Source organism: Schlesneria paludicola DSM 18645 (assembly GCF_000255655.1).
In the GTDB taxonomy this organism is placed as follows: Bacteria; Planctomycetota; Planctomycetia; order Planctomycetales; family Planctomycetaceae; genus Schlesneria; species Schlesneria paludicola.
Map to the genome: position 1 here is coordinate 77,322 of NZ_JH636435.1, position 15,642 is coordinate 92,963.

The 15,642-nt window shown below is 55.1% G+C and carries 13 protein-coding genes and 1 other RNA gene; 9 read left to right on the top strand and 5 right to left on the bottom strand.

The features are described from left to right. Window positions 1-325 precede the first annotated feature (325 nt). The 6 genes from rpmI (at window position 326) to OSO_RS0117555 (ending at window position 5,332) form a co-directional block, all read left to right on the top strand. Window positions 326-529 carry a 50S ribosomal protein L35 gene (gene rpmI, locus OSO_RS0117525; RefSeq protein WP_010584518.1) on the top strand — a complete coding sequence of 68 codons (204 nt, stop codon included), beginning with the start codon at window positions 326-328 and terminating at the stop codon, window positions 527-529. A gap of 70 nt (window positions 530-599) precedes the next feature. Continuing rightward, complete coding sequence (rplT, locus tag OSO_RS0117530) at window positions 600-971, top strand: 50S ribosomal protein L20 (RefSeq protein ID WP_010584519.1); 372 nt, start codon at window positions 600-602, stop codon at window positions 969-971. Window positions 972-1,252: 281 nt separating this feature from the next. Beyond that, window positions 1,253-2,254, top strand: coding sequence for a phenylalanine--tRNA ligase subunit alpha (pheS, locus tag OSO_RS0117540; RefSeq protein WP_010584521.1), 1,002 nt, complete (start codon window positions 1,253-1,255; stop codon window positions 2,252-2,254). Between the two features lie 274 nt (window positions 2,255-2,528). After that, complete coding sequence (locus OSO_RS0117545) at window positions 2,529-2,816, top strand: putative quinol monooxygenase (RefSeq protein WP_010584522.1); 288 nt, start codon at window positions 2,529-2,531, stop codon at window positions 2,814-2,816. 47 nt (window positions 2,817-2,863) lie between these two features. After that, window positions 2,864-4,543: a dihydroxy-acid dehydratase gene (ilvD, locus tag OSO_RS0117550; RefSeq protein WP_010584523.1), complete on the top strand. Its 1,680-nt coding sequence runs from the start codon at window positions 2,864-2,866 to the stop codon at window positions 4,541-4,543. A 321-nt stretch (window positions 4,544-4,864) separates the two neighbouring features. Next, window positions 4,865-5,332 (top strand): hypothetical protein, encoded by a 468-nt coding sequence (locus tag OSO_RS0117555; RefSeq protein ID WP_010584524.1) that lies wholly within the window; start codon window positions 4,865-4,867, stop codon window positions 5,330-5,332. 210 nt (window positions 5,333-5,542) lie between these two features. On the opposite strand, the gene OSO_RS0117560 is transcribed toward OSO_RS0117555, so the two are convergent. From OSO_RS0117560 to OSO_RS48170, 4 genes are all read right to left on the bottom strand, one after another. Further along, window positions 5,543-6,151, bottom strand: coding sequence for a RidA family protein (locus OSO_RS0117560; RefSeq protein ID WP_010584525.1), 609 nt, complete (start codon window positions 6,149-6,151; stop codon window positions 5,543-5,545). A 157-nt stretch (window positions 6,152-6,308) separates the two neighbouring features. Beyond that, window positions 6,309-7,544: an aminotransferase class V-fold PLP-dependent enzyme gene (locus OSO_RS0117565; protein ID WP_010584526.1), complete on the bottom strand. Its 1,236-nt coding sequence runs from the start codon at window positions 7,542-7,544 to the stop codon at window positions 6,309-6,311. A gap of 270 nt (window positions 7,545-7,814) precedes the next feature. Next, a complete protein-coding gene (locus OSO_RS0117570) occupies window positions 7,815-8,816 on the bottom strand; it encodes a DUF1559 domain-containing protein (protein ID WP_010584527.1) in 1,002 nt (333 codons plus the stop codon). Between the two features lie 209 nt (window positions 8,817-9,025). Continuing rightward, window positions 9,026-9,490: a hypothetical protein gene (locus tag OSO_RS48170; RefSeq protein WP_010584528.1), complete on the bottom strand. Its 465-nt coding sequence runs from the start codon at window positions 9,488-9,490 to the stop codon at window positions 9,026-9,028. A 1,276-nt stretch (window positions 9,491-10,766) separates the two neighbouring features. Here OSO_RS48170 and OSO_RS0117590 point away from each other — a divergent pair. Next, window positions 10,767-11,558, top strand: a complete 792-nt coding sequence (locus OSO_RS0117590; RefSeq protein WP_010584531.1) for a leucine-rich repeat domain-containing protein — start codon at window positions 10,767-10,769, stop codon at window positions 11,556-11,558. A 104-nt stretch (window positions 11,559-11,662) separates the two neighbouring features. On the opposite strand, the gene OSO_RS0117595 is transcribed toward OSO_RS0117590, so the two are convergent. Then, window positions 11,663-13,666: a sulfatase gene (locus OSO_RS0117595; RefSeq protein ID WP_162130551.1), complete on the bottom strand. Its 2,004-nt coding sequence runs from the start codon at window positions 13,664-13,666 to the stop codon at window positions 11,663-11,665. A gap of 370 nt (window positions 13,667-14,036) precedes the next feature. Between OSO_RS0117595 and ssrS the strand changes: the two genes are divergently transcribed. Further along, window positions 14,037-14,234, top strand: a non-coding RNA gene (gene ssrS / locus OSO_RS49455) — 6S RNA. 11 nt (window positions 14,235-14,245) lie between these two features. Further along, window positions 14,246-15,592, top strand: coding sequence for a replication-associated recombination protein A (locus OSO_RS0117605; protein WP_010584534.1), 1,347 nt, complete (start codon window positions 14,246-14,248; stop codon window positions 15,590-15,592). The last annotated feature ends 50 nt before the right edge of the window (window positions 15,593-15,642 follow it).

The window sequence follows — 15,642 nt, forward strand, 5'->3', positions numbered from 1 at the left end:
ATGATCTGGGGTACAAAAAGACATTGCGTCATCATTGTGACTCATGAGTCGGGAAGTTGAAAAAGTGGGGTGTCGACGGTTCACACTGGCGGCACGTTTCGCTAAAAGTGCTGCCGCAGCCTGAAATTCGGTCAAGGCACGCCGGGAATTAATCGATCGTGAATTCAGAAAATCAAGCAAATTCTGAGATCGAAGACTTTCTGGTGCCTTTCGCTGGAAAAGTCTGTGAACCTTCGTCTATACTCCCCGCCCCAAATAACGGACGGAGAGGATGATCCGTTTCGGAATCCGGCGTAACAGCCATTGAGTTCAAGGAATTGCGGCCATGCCGAAACAGAAGACACACAAGGGAATCAAAAAGCGGTTCACAGTAACCGCTTCGGGCAAGGCAAAATGCCGAAGTCCGTATCGTGGGCACTTGCAGAGCCACAAGCCGAGTAAGCGGAAGCGGCAGAACCGCGTAGACACTGTTCTGATCAAGGCCGACGCCGCAATGATTTGTGATGCGTTGCGCTCAGCCGGGCGATAGCTCGCGATCTGACGTGTCGTCGTTTCTTCCCCGTATTCTTTACTCTTGAAGCAATCAGCGAACTTTAATCATGAGAATCAGCTTTAGCGTCGCACGTCGTCGATCCCATAAGCGCCTTTTCCGGGAAGTCAAAGGCAGCTACGGTGGTCGTAAGAACCTGTTGCGTCTCGTCAAAGAAACCGTCGTTCGAAATCGCGTCTTCGCTTATCGCGATCGTCGCAACCGCAAGCGTGAATTCCGTGCGCTGTGGATCATTCGAATCAAGGCGGCGGCCGAGATGCGCGGTTTGTCGTACTCACGTTTCATCTACGGTCTGTCGCTGGCCGAGATCAAGCTGAATCGTAAGACGCTGAGCGAAATGGCCATTCATTCGCCTGAAGTCTTTGACGAAGTCACCACGCTGGTGCGCGAAGGGCTGAAGAAGGCTGGCCAAGCCGTCTGAGATGGTTTCGCCCAGAACATGATCGTTCGTGACACCGCCCCATCCACCAAGGGGCGGTGTTTTTTGTTTTCCCGAAATCCGTTACTCAAGCCGAATCGCGGGGGCTGGGGCAATGAATTGGCGGGTGATTCGTGATGAGTTCGATTCGGTCGTGCAGATCGCGGGGCGAATCCATTTCTTTCGAGTCGACGAGCGTTCGCACCGAACCTGCCTGGTCCCAGATGACTCTTGTCTCCCGCAAACTGGCGTAGTGACTCCCAGTCTTTTGATCGGAACGTGACATGGATCTCGGTCAGACGTTTGCCAATTTCCAGAATCTTGCCATGACCGCGATCGCGGCGGCCACAAATGCGGCGGAATTGGAACAGGTTCGAATTGAGTTCCTGGGGAAAAAGCAGGGAAAGCTCAAAGATCTGCAGACTGTCCTAGGGCAGGTGCCCGCCGAGCAACGTCCTGAAGTCGGCAAGCGATTCAATGAGATCAAAGATGTCGTCACCCAGGCATGGGAAGAACGACAGCAGTTGTTGAACCGGCCGAAAGTCGCGGCGACCGCGATCGATCTGACGTTGCCGGGGATTCGTCCCGCCACGGGTAAGTTGCATCCGCTGACGCAGACGATCAACGAGTTTCAAGAAATCATGTCCCGCTTCGGGTTTGAGGTTGAAGATGGTCCAGAAATCGAGGACGAGTGGCACAACTTCGTGGCGCTGAATATTCCAGACGATCATCCGGCCCGTGATCCGCTCGACAATTTCTATCTCGCCACGGCCGCCGTTGCTGGCGGCGGGCCGCGATTGCTTCGCAGCCAGACGTCGACGATCCAGATCCGCGTCATGGAAAATCGCAAGCCGCCCGTACGGATCGTCTCGATCGGACGCGTGTATCGCCCCGATGAAATCGACGATACCCATCACCTGATGTTTCATCAGATGGAAGGTCTGATGGTGGGACCCGATGTGACGATGGCCTCGTTGAAGACGGTCCTTCGGCTGTTTGCCGCAGCCTATCTGGGCGAAGATGTTCACGTCCGATTCCGACCCTCGTTCTTTCCGTTCACCGAACCAAGCGTTGAGTTCGATGTGCAGCGGGGCGATGGATGGCTCGAACTGGGTGGCGCGGGGATGGTTGATCCCAACGTGCTGAAAGCCGTCGGCTACAATCCCGATGAAGTCAGCGGATTCGCGTTTGGCCTTGGAATTGCGCGGTTTTGCATGATGCGTCACGACATCAAAAACATCCGACACTTCTACTCAAACGATCTGCGTTTCCTCCAGCAATTCTAACTCGATATGCTGAAAATCATGTCGAGTCGAAGATTTGGAAAGCAGTGAGACGCTTTGAAGTTGCGGTTTCCCTCGTTTTCAAGCTCCCGCTTGGCGACGCTGCTTGTGATCGCGGTTTCTTCCAGATGGAAAAGCGACTCTAAACTCTCTCGGACACATGACGGAGCGTTCCCAACGCAGGAGCTTGAGGACGAGGAGAAGAGCAAGCTAGAAGCCCAATTGCCGCCTATCGTCGACTGGAAACCCTGTCGTCGTCTGGAAACAAGGAACAAATGTGATTTACATCAATGTTGTATTGACCGTCAAAGATGCCGCCGACATCGCGGACATCCAGGCCCTGCTGTCTGAGCAGGGGCGTTTGTCGCGACAGGAGCCCGGTTGCCTGCGGTTTGAAGTTTACCATTCTCAGACTGACCCGCGCGTGTTTCTGCTCAACGAACATTGGGCCGATCAGGCTGCGATCGATGCACATCGCAAAGCCACAGCCTATACGACGATTTACCAACCCAAAGTTCTTCCGCGTGTTGAACGCGTCCCACATCCATCCGATCTGGTGTCCTAACGGCGTCCAGGAACTTGTCCACGATCCATCGAACCGAGAATCATCCCATGTCCCAGCTCAACAAGTACAGTGCCCGCATCACGCAACCTCGCTCGCAAGGCGCCTCGCAAGCCATGCTCTACGGGACAGGAATGACCCGAGAGGACATGGACAAGGCGCAGGTCGGGATTTCCAGCATCTGGTATGAGGGCAATACCTGCAATATGCACCTCAACAAGCTGTCGGAAAAGGTCAAAGAGGGAGTCGCCGCTGCGGGGCTTTGGCCGATGCGATTCAATACGATCGGTGTGAGCGACGGGATTTCCATGGGGACCGACGGGATGTCGTACTCGTTGCAGTCGCGCGATCTGATCGCCGACAGCATCGAGACCGTCATGTCTGCCCAGTGGTACGATGCAAACATCTCGATTCCTGGCTGCGACAAGAATATGCCGGGCTGCCTGATGGCCATGGGCCGGCTTAACCGCCCTTCGATCATGATTTACGGCGGAACGATCCGAGCGGGTTGCCTGCCGCTGCATCCGAAGTTGGATATTGTCTCGGCGTTCCAGTGCTACGGTGAGTACATCTCTGGCAAGATTACGGACGAAGAGCGTCAGGCCATCGTAGAAAAAAGCTGCCCAGGTGCCGGTGCGTGCGGCGGGATGTACACCGCCAATACGATGGCGTCGGCGATTGAAGCTCTTGGTATGTCGCTGCCATATAGTTCGTCAATTCCTGCGGAAGATCCCCTGAAGCTGGGTGAGTGCGTGGCGGCAGGGAAGGCGATTCGGAATCTGTTGGAACTCGACCTGAAGCCTCGCGATATCATGACGCGTGCCGCGTTTGAAAACGCGATGGTCGTGATCATGGCGACAGGCGGCTCGACGAATGCCGTGCTGCACCTGATCGCGATGGCGCGGGCCGTCGATGTGCCGCTGACAATCGATGATTTCCAGTCTGTCAGTGACCGCATTCCCTACATCGCAGATCTGAAGCCAAGTGGCAAGTACGTCATGGAAGACTTGCACTATGTCGGTGGTACGCCGGCCGTGATGAAGTACCTTTTGTCGAAGGGGCTGCTCGACGGGAGTTGTATGACCGTGACGGGCAAGACGCTGGCCGACAATCTGAAAGACCTGGCGGGCCTCGCCGAAGGTCAGCGGATCATTCAGCCGATCGAAACCCCGCTGAAAGAGTCGGGGCATATTCGAATCATGCGCGGCAACTTTAGCCCCGAAGGAGCGGTCGCCAAGATTACGGGCAAAGAAGGGCTCGTCTTTAAAGGCCCGGCCCGCGTGTTTGATTCGGAAGAGCTGATGCTCAAGGGGCTGGAAGAAAAGCAGATCCAGAAGGGCGATGTGATCATCATCCGGTACGAAGGACCCAAGGGGGGGCCTGGTATGCCCGAAATGCTGACGCCGACGTCGGCGATTATGGGCGCGGGTATGGGATCTGACGTGGCTTTGATGACCGACGGCCGATTCTCAGGCGGATCGCATGGGTTTATCGTTGGGCATGTGACTCCCGAAGCTCAGGAAGGTGGTCCGATCGCTCTGGTGCAGAATGGGGACATCATTACGATCGATGCGAAGTCGAACCGAATCGATGTCGATCTTTCCGAGCAAGAACTCACTCGTCGCCGTGCCGCATGGAAGGCACCGGCGCTCAAAGCCAAGCGGGGGACTTTGTACAAGTACATCAAGAACGTGAAGAGTGCTTCCGAAGGGTGCGTGACCGACGAGTAGTCTCGTCGCGATCAAGACTCGTTCTTGTTTTCGGCCCGAAAACGTGGGGCTGACGATTTTGAAGAAGGGCCGGCATTCATCGAAATGCCGGCCCTTCTTGTCTTGATGTTACTTTGGCTCAGGGGCAAGCCTTTCGTTCGTTTTTCCACGTGGTGACGGCGCTGACTCGGATTGAGTCGCTTCCGCACTCGTCGTGGCAATGATTGTCGTCGCGTTCGGTGATTCTGTTCGGCATATCACTTGCTTCGTACCTGTTGTTTGGGATGATGGTTCTCCCATCTCCGACAATTCTTTTCTTTCTTTTGACGAAGGCCACTCGCGATGGACACACCGGAAACGACCGCTTCAACCACCACCACCCCTGTTCCTGCTGAGACCAAACCGAAACGTTCCCTGGTGGAGCGTGTGATCGTGCAGGGCGGCATTCTGATCATGCTGGTGATTGTGTCGATCGAGGCGTGGAGCTATGTTCGCCTCACGTTAGCTCATCGCGGGCTGATCTCGGAACTGGAGCGGGCCGAGTCGACCGATCACAGAATTAGCAAGGATGCGGTCACAAAGATCCTTGGCGGCAAGCAGCCGGACGATTCGTTCAATGTGAAGGCGGCCGTGGGCGAAGAGCGGTACGATTTGTACTACTTCTCCGGCCTCTTGAAGAAGCGGGAACTCTGTGTCCACTATAGCGTGCAGGGAAAGACGGGGGGCGAGCCTGAGGTTGTTGAGGTCATGAGCGTCGTGCCTGACGAGATTCTGGCGCTCAAGTCGTTCAATCCGAAAGTGGCCAAGTAGTTCTCGCAACATTGTTGCTGCCAGCACTGTGAAGATGGCTGTCACAATCGAGGCCGCGGCGTACGAGATCAAAGTGAACAAAATTTGCGTTCCATGGTGGACCAATAGAAGGTCCGCCATGGAACGCGTTTGTTTTTGACAGACGGCGAATGTCCGCATCCGCAAATGCTGAAGAATTTGCCAATCAGAGTGCTGGTTGAGATCGCATCCTCACGTGGGACGCACTTCAAAAATTGCTTCGATTTCGACGGGGACATTCGATGGCAGCGAACCCGCGCCAATCGCGCTACGTCCGCCTTTCCCCGCGACTTCCCCGAAGACCTGGACCATTAGTTCGCTGAAACCGTTAATCACTTTGGGCTGCTGCGTGAAGTCGGACGTGCAGTTTACGATACCGAGTGCTTTCACCAGTCGCACAACTCGGTCAAGGCTGCCAAGGGTTTGCTGCAACGTGGTCAGCAAGTGCAGGCCGACCAGCCGCGCCGCATCGGCACCTTGTTCAAGGGTCAGATCCGCTCCGACGCGTCCCTGCTGCAATTTGCCGTCGGGCAACCAGGGGATATGTCCGGCGGTGAAAAGCAGGTTCCCGGTCACGATGGCCGGAGCATAGATGGCGACTGGTTTCGACGGAGGCGGTAGCTCAATCTTTAGTTCCTTCAATCGCTGTTCAAAGCTGGGATGAGGAGTCTCGTCGGCGACAGCGGAACTTTCGAATTGTCGATGAAAGAGATGTGGCAGCAGGCTACCGACTCCGACACTGGTTCCCACGAGTGCGCAGTCGCGGAAGAACGAACGGCGATTCACGATGTTCAAGGGCATCTGGCAAACTCCTGCGAAGAATCAAGGGCCACGGACGTGGCGTCCACGTCCGCGATGGCCGATGCAAGCGACTTGCGGCAGTTTAAACGAGCGGACGCAGCAACGCATGTCCGTTACTTTGGATGTTCCGCTTGACCGTGGATACGCGATTTTGCCGTTACGCCATACCCTTCTTCAGGCTTTCGGCGAACTTCGCGATGTCGGCTTCGGTGTTATACAGATGAACGCTCAGGCGATAGTCGATTCCATTGATGCCCACGCCTTTGACGATGACCTGGTCCTTGGCGAATTGCTGTTGTACCTTCGCATACTTTTCGCGATCAATGACGGAGCAGCAAACCAGGTGGGAAGCCATTGAACTGCCGGGCGGCGGGCTGTCGATCTTGATCCCGTTCGTTTTCTCGAGAACTTCGTAGAGCGCATTTCTCAAGGTCATCAGGCGGGCGTAGACGGCGTCACGTCCAATTTGATCAACCCAATCGATCGAAGCGCCCAGACCGATCGCCTCGGGCATGCAATTGGTCCCACGAATCGCGGTGTAGAATCCATAGCCGTCATCAAGTTGCATCGGCTTGATTCGATCGCGAGCGGTCTCGCTGATGTAAAGAATCCCCGTGCCCTTCGGGCCGATCATGAATTTGTGGCCGCTGGATGCGTACGCATCGCAGCCTAGTTCTTTCACATTGACCGGTACGCCGCCCGTCGACTGGGCACCATCCACGATCATTAGACAATTTTTCTGATGCGCCAGTTCTGAAAGCTTGGCGATTGGAACTTTCACGCCGTTGCTGAAGGTGACATAGCTGCAAAGGATCACGCGCGTTTTCGGCGTAATCGCTTTTTTGAATTGGTCGACGATCTCGTCTTCGCTGGCGGGGGGCGACGCGATTTCCGCGACGTCGATTTCGATTCCACGGTACTTCTTCAGGTACTTCCAGGCCCCGAGTCCGCCACCATGTTCGTTGTTGCTGGTCAGGACTCGGTCGCCGGGTTTTAAGTCGATTCCCTCGGCAACAAAGTTGATCGATTCTGTTGTGTTGCGAGTGACGGTCACTTCTTTCACGTGACAGCCGATCAACCCGGCGAGTTTTGCGGCGACGGCTTCTGCGTCGCGGAGGACCGAGCCGAAACCTTCGCCGACCGGATTGGATTCGAGTTTCTGCTCGATCTTCCGACGCAGTTCGAGGACGGGGATCGGAGTCGATCCGAGCGAGCCCGTATTCAAATAGGTCAGTTGCTTGTCGAGCAAAAACTGCTTGGAAATCTGATTCCAATCGGGAGTGGTGGTCCCTTTGAGTCCGCCAAAAATGGGAGTATTCGCCATACTGAATGCCGCAGTTGCGGCGCTGAGTGCAATCAGCGACTCGCGTCGTGAGATCCTGAGGTGTTTCATTGAATTGTCGCTATTCATCTATTCAGACCCTGGCAAAGAGGGAAAAAGTACGAAGAGTACGAAGGTGCCAATCAGGCAAATCAAGCAGCTGAAATAAACGAGGGAATAAGGACGAATTAGGAGCGATATCGGTGCGTGAGAATTGGATGTCGAGACTATCAGTCAAAGAACGAATCTGCATTCGTAAAAACACCCGGCCTGTCACCAGGCCGGGGTCACTTGTGACGTCAGGCATTACGCCGCATTCTGAATCAACAGCTTCAGTTCAGATTAGAACTCGCCCGTCACTTCGCCACCAGCACGAGTGCCGAGGGCCTTGTAGGTGTTGAAGTCGATGGCGGTGCTGAGGAACTTGACTGCCCCATCACCCATCAGGAAGTGGCTACCACCGGTGTGGCGGCTGGAAAACACTGGCGAGTTTTGCCAGTTGTAGTTGTACGGCGGTTTGCTGCTGAAGACGGTATTCCACATTGGAGCACCGGTACCGAGCATGCTATCGCCTTCGTTCCCTGTCAGTGTCCAACCCCATGAGTGCGAATCATCAATCGCTCGTTCGCCGATCATCAGCGTATTACTGCTGCCGTCGGTGATGTTGCCGATATTCACTTTCAACGCGTAACCGAAGATGCCGTTGTATTCGGCACCGATATCATAAGCGCCGATGACGTCGCTTGATGCGGTTCCCACGGGGGTCACAATTCGGTGACGCGAGTTTGGACCATAGTTCACATTGGCGCGGAGCACGCTGTTGACGTTACCGCAAACACCTTGGTAGTTGGCGTTGATGTTTTCTGCGTTGCCGACACCAGCACCCTGACCGTAGGCGGTATTGCCGAGCGGATCGGATGGACAGGCGAGAATGGTGAAGGGCGTGCTGGCCCAGCTCTTCTTGCCAGCCGTGGTTAAGGCCGCGGCCTGGTGCTGACTGGTGTAGCAAGGGGTTCCTTGTCCACGGCAGAAGGTTCCAGCCGTGTCCAAACCGTCGGTGAAGTTGATTTGGTTGTACTGGTTGCCCTGATCGATGTACGGCAGGATGTAGACCTTCCAGCCCCACAGCGAGTAGCCGCAGCCGAGCGGGAACAAGTTGTAAGCGTCGTGATAGTTGTGGCAGGCCAAGCCCAACTGCTTCAGGTTATTTCGGCATTGCGTGCGGCGGGCGGCCTCACGAGCTTGTTGCACGGCGGGCAACAACAGAGCGATCAAGACCGCAATGATCGCGATGACGACAAGCAGTTCGATCAACGTGAAACCGCGATTTCGACGTAACTTCATAAAATGATCCTCGAATTGCGAAACAAAAAAACAACTAAGGCACAAATGAACTGAGACTGAATGAGAAAAATCAATGTTCAAATCAAAACGACGGCGACTTAATCCATAGACCTCCTTGATACGAAGCGATATTCCCGGATCGAGTGTGCGAACCATTCACCGACCATAGCCGGCCAGACGGAGACGCGCGTCTCTGCATACTCTGAGGGTCAAGAGTCGATATGAAAATCAATCGGTTCTTTTTGTCCCGCTTGAATTTCCGCTTCCTTTACCCAACCCGTAGGCGGCATCTTTTTCTTGAATCGCGTGTCAGGCATCAAGGCGGCTTCTTTCTTGGGAACCCCCTCTTTGAAGTCTCGCAAGGCATTTTGAACGATGATGACTTTTTGCTTTCCGGCGACGGGGCCGGTCTTGGTGTCGAGTTTGTATTTCCCGTCAGTAATGCTCGCCGTGGCTGCTGGTCCGCCGCCTTGTGGCTCAAATGTGACTGTTCCTGAATCGACATCCACACCTTCGCGCGTCACGGTTCCCGAGACGGCTTCACGCTTGGGGCCGGCAGGTCCTCCACCGCAACCTGGAAGTGAGATCAAACCAATCATGCTGGCCGAGACGAACAACGATCGAATAAGGGAGTGGGTACGGCGCGCAGCCACGCACGAGGGCTCTGTTGTCATAGGGGGGCTCCCGAGTACAAAGAAACAAACAACGAATAGGCGTCGAAAGGACGCAAACCAGAATTGAAATCGAGGCGTATGAATCGCAACCGGTAGGAGCTTTTGCGAACCGGGCTAGAACACTGACTCAGATTTGTGCGAACGTTTGAGAACGATTGACAAAAGTAGTTCTTCTGGAGATGTGAAGATCTAATAAACGATCCCTGAATTGAAATGTCAAGGGGCAAGTTGAAGATTCGGCAAGACCGGTCCGTACGGAGGCTTGTCGTTTCATCGAGAAATTGTAGGGCGGAATCGATCGGCATGATGCGTTGAACGGAGCACTGTCGTCTTGGACGTGCCGTCACTTGACGCGGACTGTCCGTCTCCGAATTCGACGCGCAACGATTGCGTGTCGAACTGACGCCGGGCGAAGCTTCGTTCGTTTTGATCCGATGAGTCTATCGCAGACAGACAATTGACAGTGAGCGGCAGAGTCGGCCTTGGATGATGAGAGCGGTTTTCGAAACAACTATGAAGAACTTCATGGACCTGGAGACAACGCAGTTGTCGTACCAAGAATGAAGGGACTTCGAATTTGGAAATTCACGTCTAACGGGAATTCATTTCGGTTCAAGTGGAATCGCGAACGCCATGCCACTCAGTTGGACTCAGTCGGCCATGAGTTCAACATCATGAAGACATTAAGCAAAAAGTCATATGAAAAAATGGCCACAACGCGAACGATTGTGGCGATGCGCAAAATGAATCTGCCTATCCACGACGCACAAAGTGTCGCGAAGATGAGCAGATTCACGTGGGCTCATTCGCAATCGTGAGTCCCGGGTGCGGGTCATCAGTCCGATTCATGGAGTCGGGTAGCCGAAGATCGACTTCAGATTGCCGAAGCAAGTTGTTCGCAGACTTTGCGACGGACACTCGAAATCGCTAAGAGTGCCTCTTGCCAACACGTGCCGTTGTGCGTGACGGACAGGAGTTGCGTCGTTTCTGTCTGTGGAGTTACCGCGCTGGCGCGATCTCGCGTGAACGGTGGGGTTGCGGATCGAGACTTCAGTCTGGCTGAGGATTTCGGCGTTCCATTGGCCAGTTGTGCATCACGTTTCTTTTCGCAATCGCCGGGCCTCATACCGCCGTATCCCGCGGGCAAGCTAGAATGTTCGTACAACATTCTGCATCATCACTATGCAAGTTCCGAATTCATTTCAGGGCGTGTGTCGCCCCATCAGTCCGATTTGTCATCCGCCGCTTTCGATCGCCTAGACAGGAAAGTTTCGACATGTCCACAACGCCGACGGCCAGCGCTAATGAGACCGCAACTGCGACGAGTCGAGGTCGAACAATCAAACGAATTGTCGTTGGAGTGTTGATCGTGCCACTCGCCGTATTTCTGGTGATTGAGTTGTTCGCATTGCAAGCCGAGCAGCAGACCGAGCAAAAACGCCGCTCAATTGCCATGGTGGGCGGACGGATTGAAACGGAACGGCGCGTCCCAATGTGGCTGCAGTCGATTGCGGGGCCGAATTCTCATTCGTTTCTCGATCGGAATTGTCTGGTTCGAGTCACCATGTCGGGCGACAAGATCAGTGACGAACAATTGGCAACGGTGCAAGGGTTGCCGGACCTTGTGTCACTCGACCTGGAAGACAGCCTGGTGACAAGTGCCGGTATGGAAGTCGTGGCCAAATTGACTTCGTTGGAAAGTCTGAAGCTGGCTGGTTCGAAAGTGACCGATGTCGCGCCGCTCGCACAATTGCCGAATCTCAAGACATTGATCTTGAATTTCAGCGACATTCGTCAGGAGGCCTTCGGTTCGCTCGCCGAATTTCCGAGTTTGCGGAATCTGGGGGCGAGCGGACTAAAGCTTGACGATCAGGGCATCGAGCTATTGGCGAAGTGCCCGCATCTGGAGGAATTGTCGATCAACGGTGCGACACTTGGGGAGCACGGCCTGGTGCCATTGCTGGCACAGAAAGGTCTGAAGTTCCTGTCCTTGAAAGATGCCATCGTCAATGTCGCCGATGTCGCCGATTTCAAGAAGGCAATGCCCGGCTGCAAAGTGGTACCATGAGAAAAGGTGGGACCGTGAGAACCCGCCAGTCGGATTGCCGGGATGACCGCTGTGGCGGCGATGGCGATTGATTTGTGTGTTCAGAGCGTTCGAGTGCGATTCCGTCAGCGCCGCTCTTGAAGTGCCTTGAGTTGTTCGATCGCGCCGGTAAAGCGAGGATTGATTCGCAGCGTCTCTCGAAACTGTGTGGCCGCTTCATCAAAATGCTGTTGTTGGACCAGTACCAAGCCCAATTGATAGTGAATTTGTGGGAGTTGCGGATCAAGAAGTGACGCGCGTGTGAGGTGCCTGCGAGCGGCATCAAGGTCGCCCTGACGTTGCAGGAAGACTGAGTAATTGAATAAGGCGACTGTCGACTCGGGAAACTTCTCAAGTCCGATTTTGAAGTGTCGTCGAGCCTCGTCATTGTCGCCCTGTTCCATCAAGATGCTGGCAAGGTTGACGTGAGCCATCGCGTAGTTCGGATCGATTTTTAGGACCGTTTCGTACTGTTCGATCGCTTGCTCTCGCTGGCCGCGACTGAAGTACAGTTTGGCGAGATCAAAATGGGGATCTGTCGCGCCCGGATTCATTTCGGTCGCTTGCTTGTAGGTCTCGATTGCTTCATCGAAGCGTTTGAGCTTCTGTAGTCCAGTCGCCAGTGTCAGGCGTGCCGGCAGGAACTTGGGGGCGGCTAGGACGATCCGTTGCAGCGCTTCGATGGCCTGCTCAGGATTGGTACTGAGCATTTTTCTGGCGTCGATTTCGGCGTTGTAGTGACCGATCATTTCTTTGACGTCCGGAAGCGACTCTTCGGACTCGCCTACTGGAGACGTTTTCGTCGTTCCCAGATACCCGAGGGCACTCAATTGCTTCATGTGCTTGGCGTCGAAGGGGGTATCGCTTTCTGCGCAGTCGACCATGCTCTCGCGAACAGACTCAAGCGTTAGCCGCATTTGCTCGACCTGATCCGGTTGAGACTTCGCCAGATCGATTAACTCGTTCGGGTCATGCTCCAGGTCGTAAAGTTCTTCGTGCGTCGAGTTAATGTACTTCCACGAGTTGGTGGTAATTGAACGAAGTGGGGCCCAGCGAAATGCGGCATAGCACGCCTCTGACTCGGAATAACAGGGGCGAGGCTCAATGAGCTTACCCTGAAGCGCCGGGGTGAGATCGACACCGCTGACGTGTGCCGGCAGGGGTAGATTCAGGCTCTTGAGAATCGTCGGATAGATATCGACCAGGGATACGGACGTGGGGACGCGATACCCCGCTCGGCAGGCACCTGGCACTGACATGATGAGCGGGACTCGCAGCGTTGCGTTGTACAGCAAGAAGCCGTGCTCCAGTTCTTCGTGCTCACCGAACGATTCACCGTGGTCACCGACCAATACGATCATGGTGTGATCGTATTGGCCTTTGTCTTTGAGATACTTGATCAGTCGACCGACCTGCAGGTCGGCATACGCGATGTCGCCATCATATTCTTTGCCTCGGAACCGGTCCTTGAAGACTTCGGAATGTCCTTCGAATGGAGCATGCGGATCGTACAGGTGGATCCAACAGAAAAATGGTCGTGAAGGGCGTCCACGAAGCCAGTTCAAGGCCGAGTCAATGACCAGGCGTGCACTTCGCATGAGATGTGCTTCGTGCCCGTGACGTTCGCCACCTGCCATGTCGTCGTCATACTTCTGGAATCCGTGACTAAGTCCAGATCGGGCGGGCAGTACGATCGAACCTACAAAGGCTCCTGTTTCGTACCCTTGGCGACGCAACGAGTCGGCGAGTGTGGCGAACGTGTCTTTAAGGTGACCACGGCCATTGTTGTGGATTCCCGTTTCCGGCGGGTAGAGTCCGGTGAGAATGGAAGCATGAGAGGGCAACGTCAGCGGCACCGTGGCGTAGGCCTGCTCAAACACCACTCCCTCTTTGGCCAGGGCATCACACGTGGTTGTCAAAGCGTCCGCACAGCCGTAACACCCGACATGGTCCGCACGGGTGGTATCAAGCGTGACAAGCAGGACATTCATACGCGGCTTGGAGAATGCGTACCATCCCCCGAAAGCAACGACTACGAGAGAGAGGATCGCGAGGACGATCATTCTTGTTGCTCGGCCGGATCTCTTCATGCCGAACACCATACGAATCGGGGCGGGATCAAATGAGTCTCTCTTTCGCCAACTGTCCGTCGAGAACGACGCCGATCAGAACTGAGAATCTTGTGTCAAGAAATGTCTGCCCGAGCGAGGCGTGTCGTGCCGACACAATCGGCCACTGTTCATGACCGCTGTTTCGGCAGAGAAATGCGTAAGTCGATTCTACAGAGGGCTGTTGCAGCGTCAAGGACGTTCGTCGGACTTCGACCTCCTGTTTGAACAAGAGCGGATCATACCGATACGGCCGATGAATTCGTTGCGCATCGTGCTCGAGTTGCGTTCTAAAACTTGAATGTCCGGTGGTCACGGGATAGCATCACCAAGGAACCCTTCGGGGTTCGAGAGACCTCTGCGGTGTTCGATACGGGGCTTGTGCGTTGACCCTACAACTTCTTCATGCGGGAGTTTTTTCGTTCGGCCGCGTGTATATCCACAACATTGCTTCGGTGATGTTTCGGCTCACACAACCCGGACGAGCGACTCCCCCCTGAATCCTTTGGGTTCAGAACCTCAGCGTTCCAACGGCACAGGCGGAGGTTTCTCTTTTTCATCATGGCATTATTTGATCGGCTTGAAGCCGCGAATCGCGATTCGGTGCGTCCTTTGGCCGCTCGCATGCGTCCTCGGACGCTGGACGAGTTTGTCGGCCAATCGCATATCGTTGCGCCAGGGAAGCTGTTGCGACGGATGCTTGAATCCGACCGAATATCATCGGTGGTGTTCTATGGCCCACCGGGCACCGGCAAGACGTCGCTTGCTGAGTTGATCGCCAAACACACCAAACGCACGTTCCGTTCACTGAATGCGGCCGCGGCGGGGGTGAAAGAGCTACGCGAGCTTCTCGATAAAGCTCGAAGTGATGTTTCAACGGGTGGGCAGCGAACCGTTCTGTTCATCGACGAACTGCATCACTTCAACAAGCAGCAGCAGAATGTCTTACTGCCCGATGTGGAAGAAGGGATTGTGGCACTCGTTGCAGCGACGACTGCGAATCCATTCTTCGCGCTGATCGCACCGCTGCTGAGCCGCAGCCAGATCTTCGAACTACAGCCACTGAAGGCCGAGGACATCCAAAGGCTTCTTGAGCGCTCATTGAGCGATTCCGTTCGAGGGTTGGGGTCGCGCAAAGTCACGGGAACTCCCGAAGCGCTGGAGTTTTTGGCAACGATTTGTGATGGCGACGCCCGGCGGGCCTTGAGTGCCCTCGAGATAGGTGTTTTGTCGCTCGCCAATGATCAAAAGACCTTCGACCTTCAGGCGGCCGAGGAGTCGATTCAGAAAAAGCAGATCCGCTATGACGCCGATGGTGATGATCACTATGACGCCGCAAGTGCGATGATCAAAAGCATTCGGGGAAGCGATCCGGACGCGGCCGTCTATTGGATGGCTCGCATGCTGGCGGCCGGTGAGGAGCCACGCTTTGTTGCGCGGCGGCTGGTGATTGCCGCCTCAGAAGATATTGGGAATGCCGACCCGCAGGGGTTGGTCCTTGCGCAGTCGGCTGCGGCGGCAACGGAGTTTATCGGCATGCCGGAATGCCGGATTATTCTCGCACAAGCGGCGACCTATTTGGCGCTTGCGCCGAAATCGAATGCGGCCTATAAGGCGATCGATGCCGCACTTCATGATCTTGAAACCACGCGCTTGCTGCCGGTGCCAATGCATTTGCGAGATCGCCATTACAAGGGCGCAGCACGGCTCGGGCATGGTGACGGGTATGAGTATCCACACGATGCGTCTGAAGGGTGGGTGGCCCAAGACTATCTGGGGGTTGAACGTCGATATTACGAGCCGGTCGAGCGTGGCTTCGAAGTCGAACTCAAGTCACGTCTGGACGAGTTGCGAGAACGTCGCCAGTCTGGACATGCTCATCCGGCCACTCAGGACGATCGTCACTGAGCCGTGCGAGAAACGGATTGGCGAGAAAAAGGATTGCTCGAGCGGTCTGT

Bases quoted from the DNA above. Each gene is read 5' to 3' on its own strand.
- rpmI (WP_010584518.1), top strand. From the start codon at position 326: ATGCCGAAACAGAAGACACACAAGGGAATCAAAAAGCGGTTCACAGTA.
- rplT (WP_010584519.1), top strand. From the start codon at position 600: ATGAGAATCAGCTTTAGCGTCGCACGTCGTCGATCCCATAAGCGCCTT.
- pheS (WP_010584521.1), top strand. From the start codon at position 1,253: ATGGATCTCGGTCAGACGTTTGCCAATTTCCAGAATCTTGCCATGACC.
- ilvD (WP_010584523.1), top strand. From the start codon at position 2,864: ATGTCCCAGCTCAACAAGTACAGTGCCCGCATCACGCAACCTCGCTCG.
- OSO_RS0117555 (WP_010584524.1), top strand. From the start codon at position 4,865: ATGGACACACCGGAAACGACCGCTTCAACCACCACCACCCCTGTTCCT.
- OSO_RS0117560 (WP_010584525.1), bottom strand. From the start codon at position 6,151: ATGCCCTTGAACATCGTGAATCGCCGTTCGTTCTTCCGCGACTGCGCA.
- OSO_RS0117565 (WP_010584526.1), bottom strand. From the start codon at position 7,544: ATGAAACACCTCAGGATCTCACGACGCGAGTCGCTGATTGCACTCAGC.
- OSO_RS0117570 (WP_010584527.1), bottom strand. From the start codon at position 8,816: ATGAAGTTACGTCGAAATCGCGGTTTCACGTTGATCGAACTGCTTGTC.
- OSO_RS48170 (WP_010584528.1), bottom strand. From the start codon at position 9,490: ATGACAACAGAGCCCTCGTGCGTGGCTGCGCGCCGTACCCACTCCCTT.
- OSO_RS0117590 (WP_010584531.1), top strand. From the start codon at position 10,767: ATGTCCACAACGCCGACGGCCAGCGCTAATGAGACCGCAACTGCGACG.
- OSO_RS0117595 (WP_162130551.1), bottom strand. From the start codon at position 13,666: ATGAAGAGATCCGGCCGAGCAACAAGAATGATCGTCCTCGCGATCCTC.
- OSO_RS0117605 (WP_010584534.1), top strand. From the start codon at position 14,246: ATGGCATTATTTGATCGGCTTGAAGCCGCGAATCGCGATTCGGTGCGT.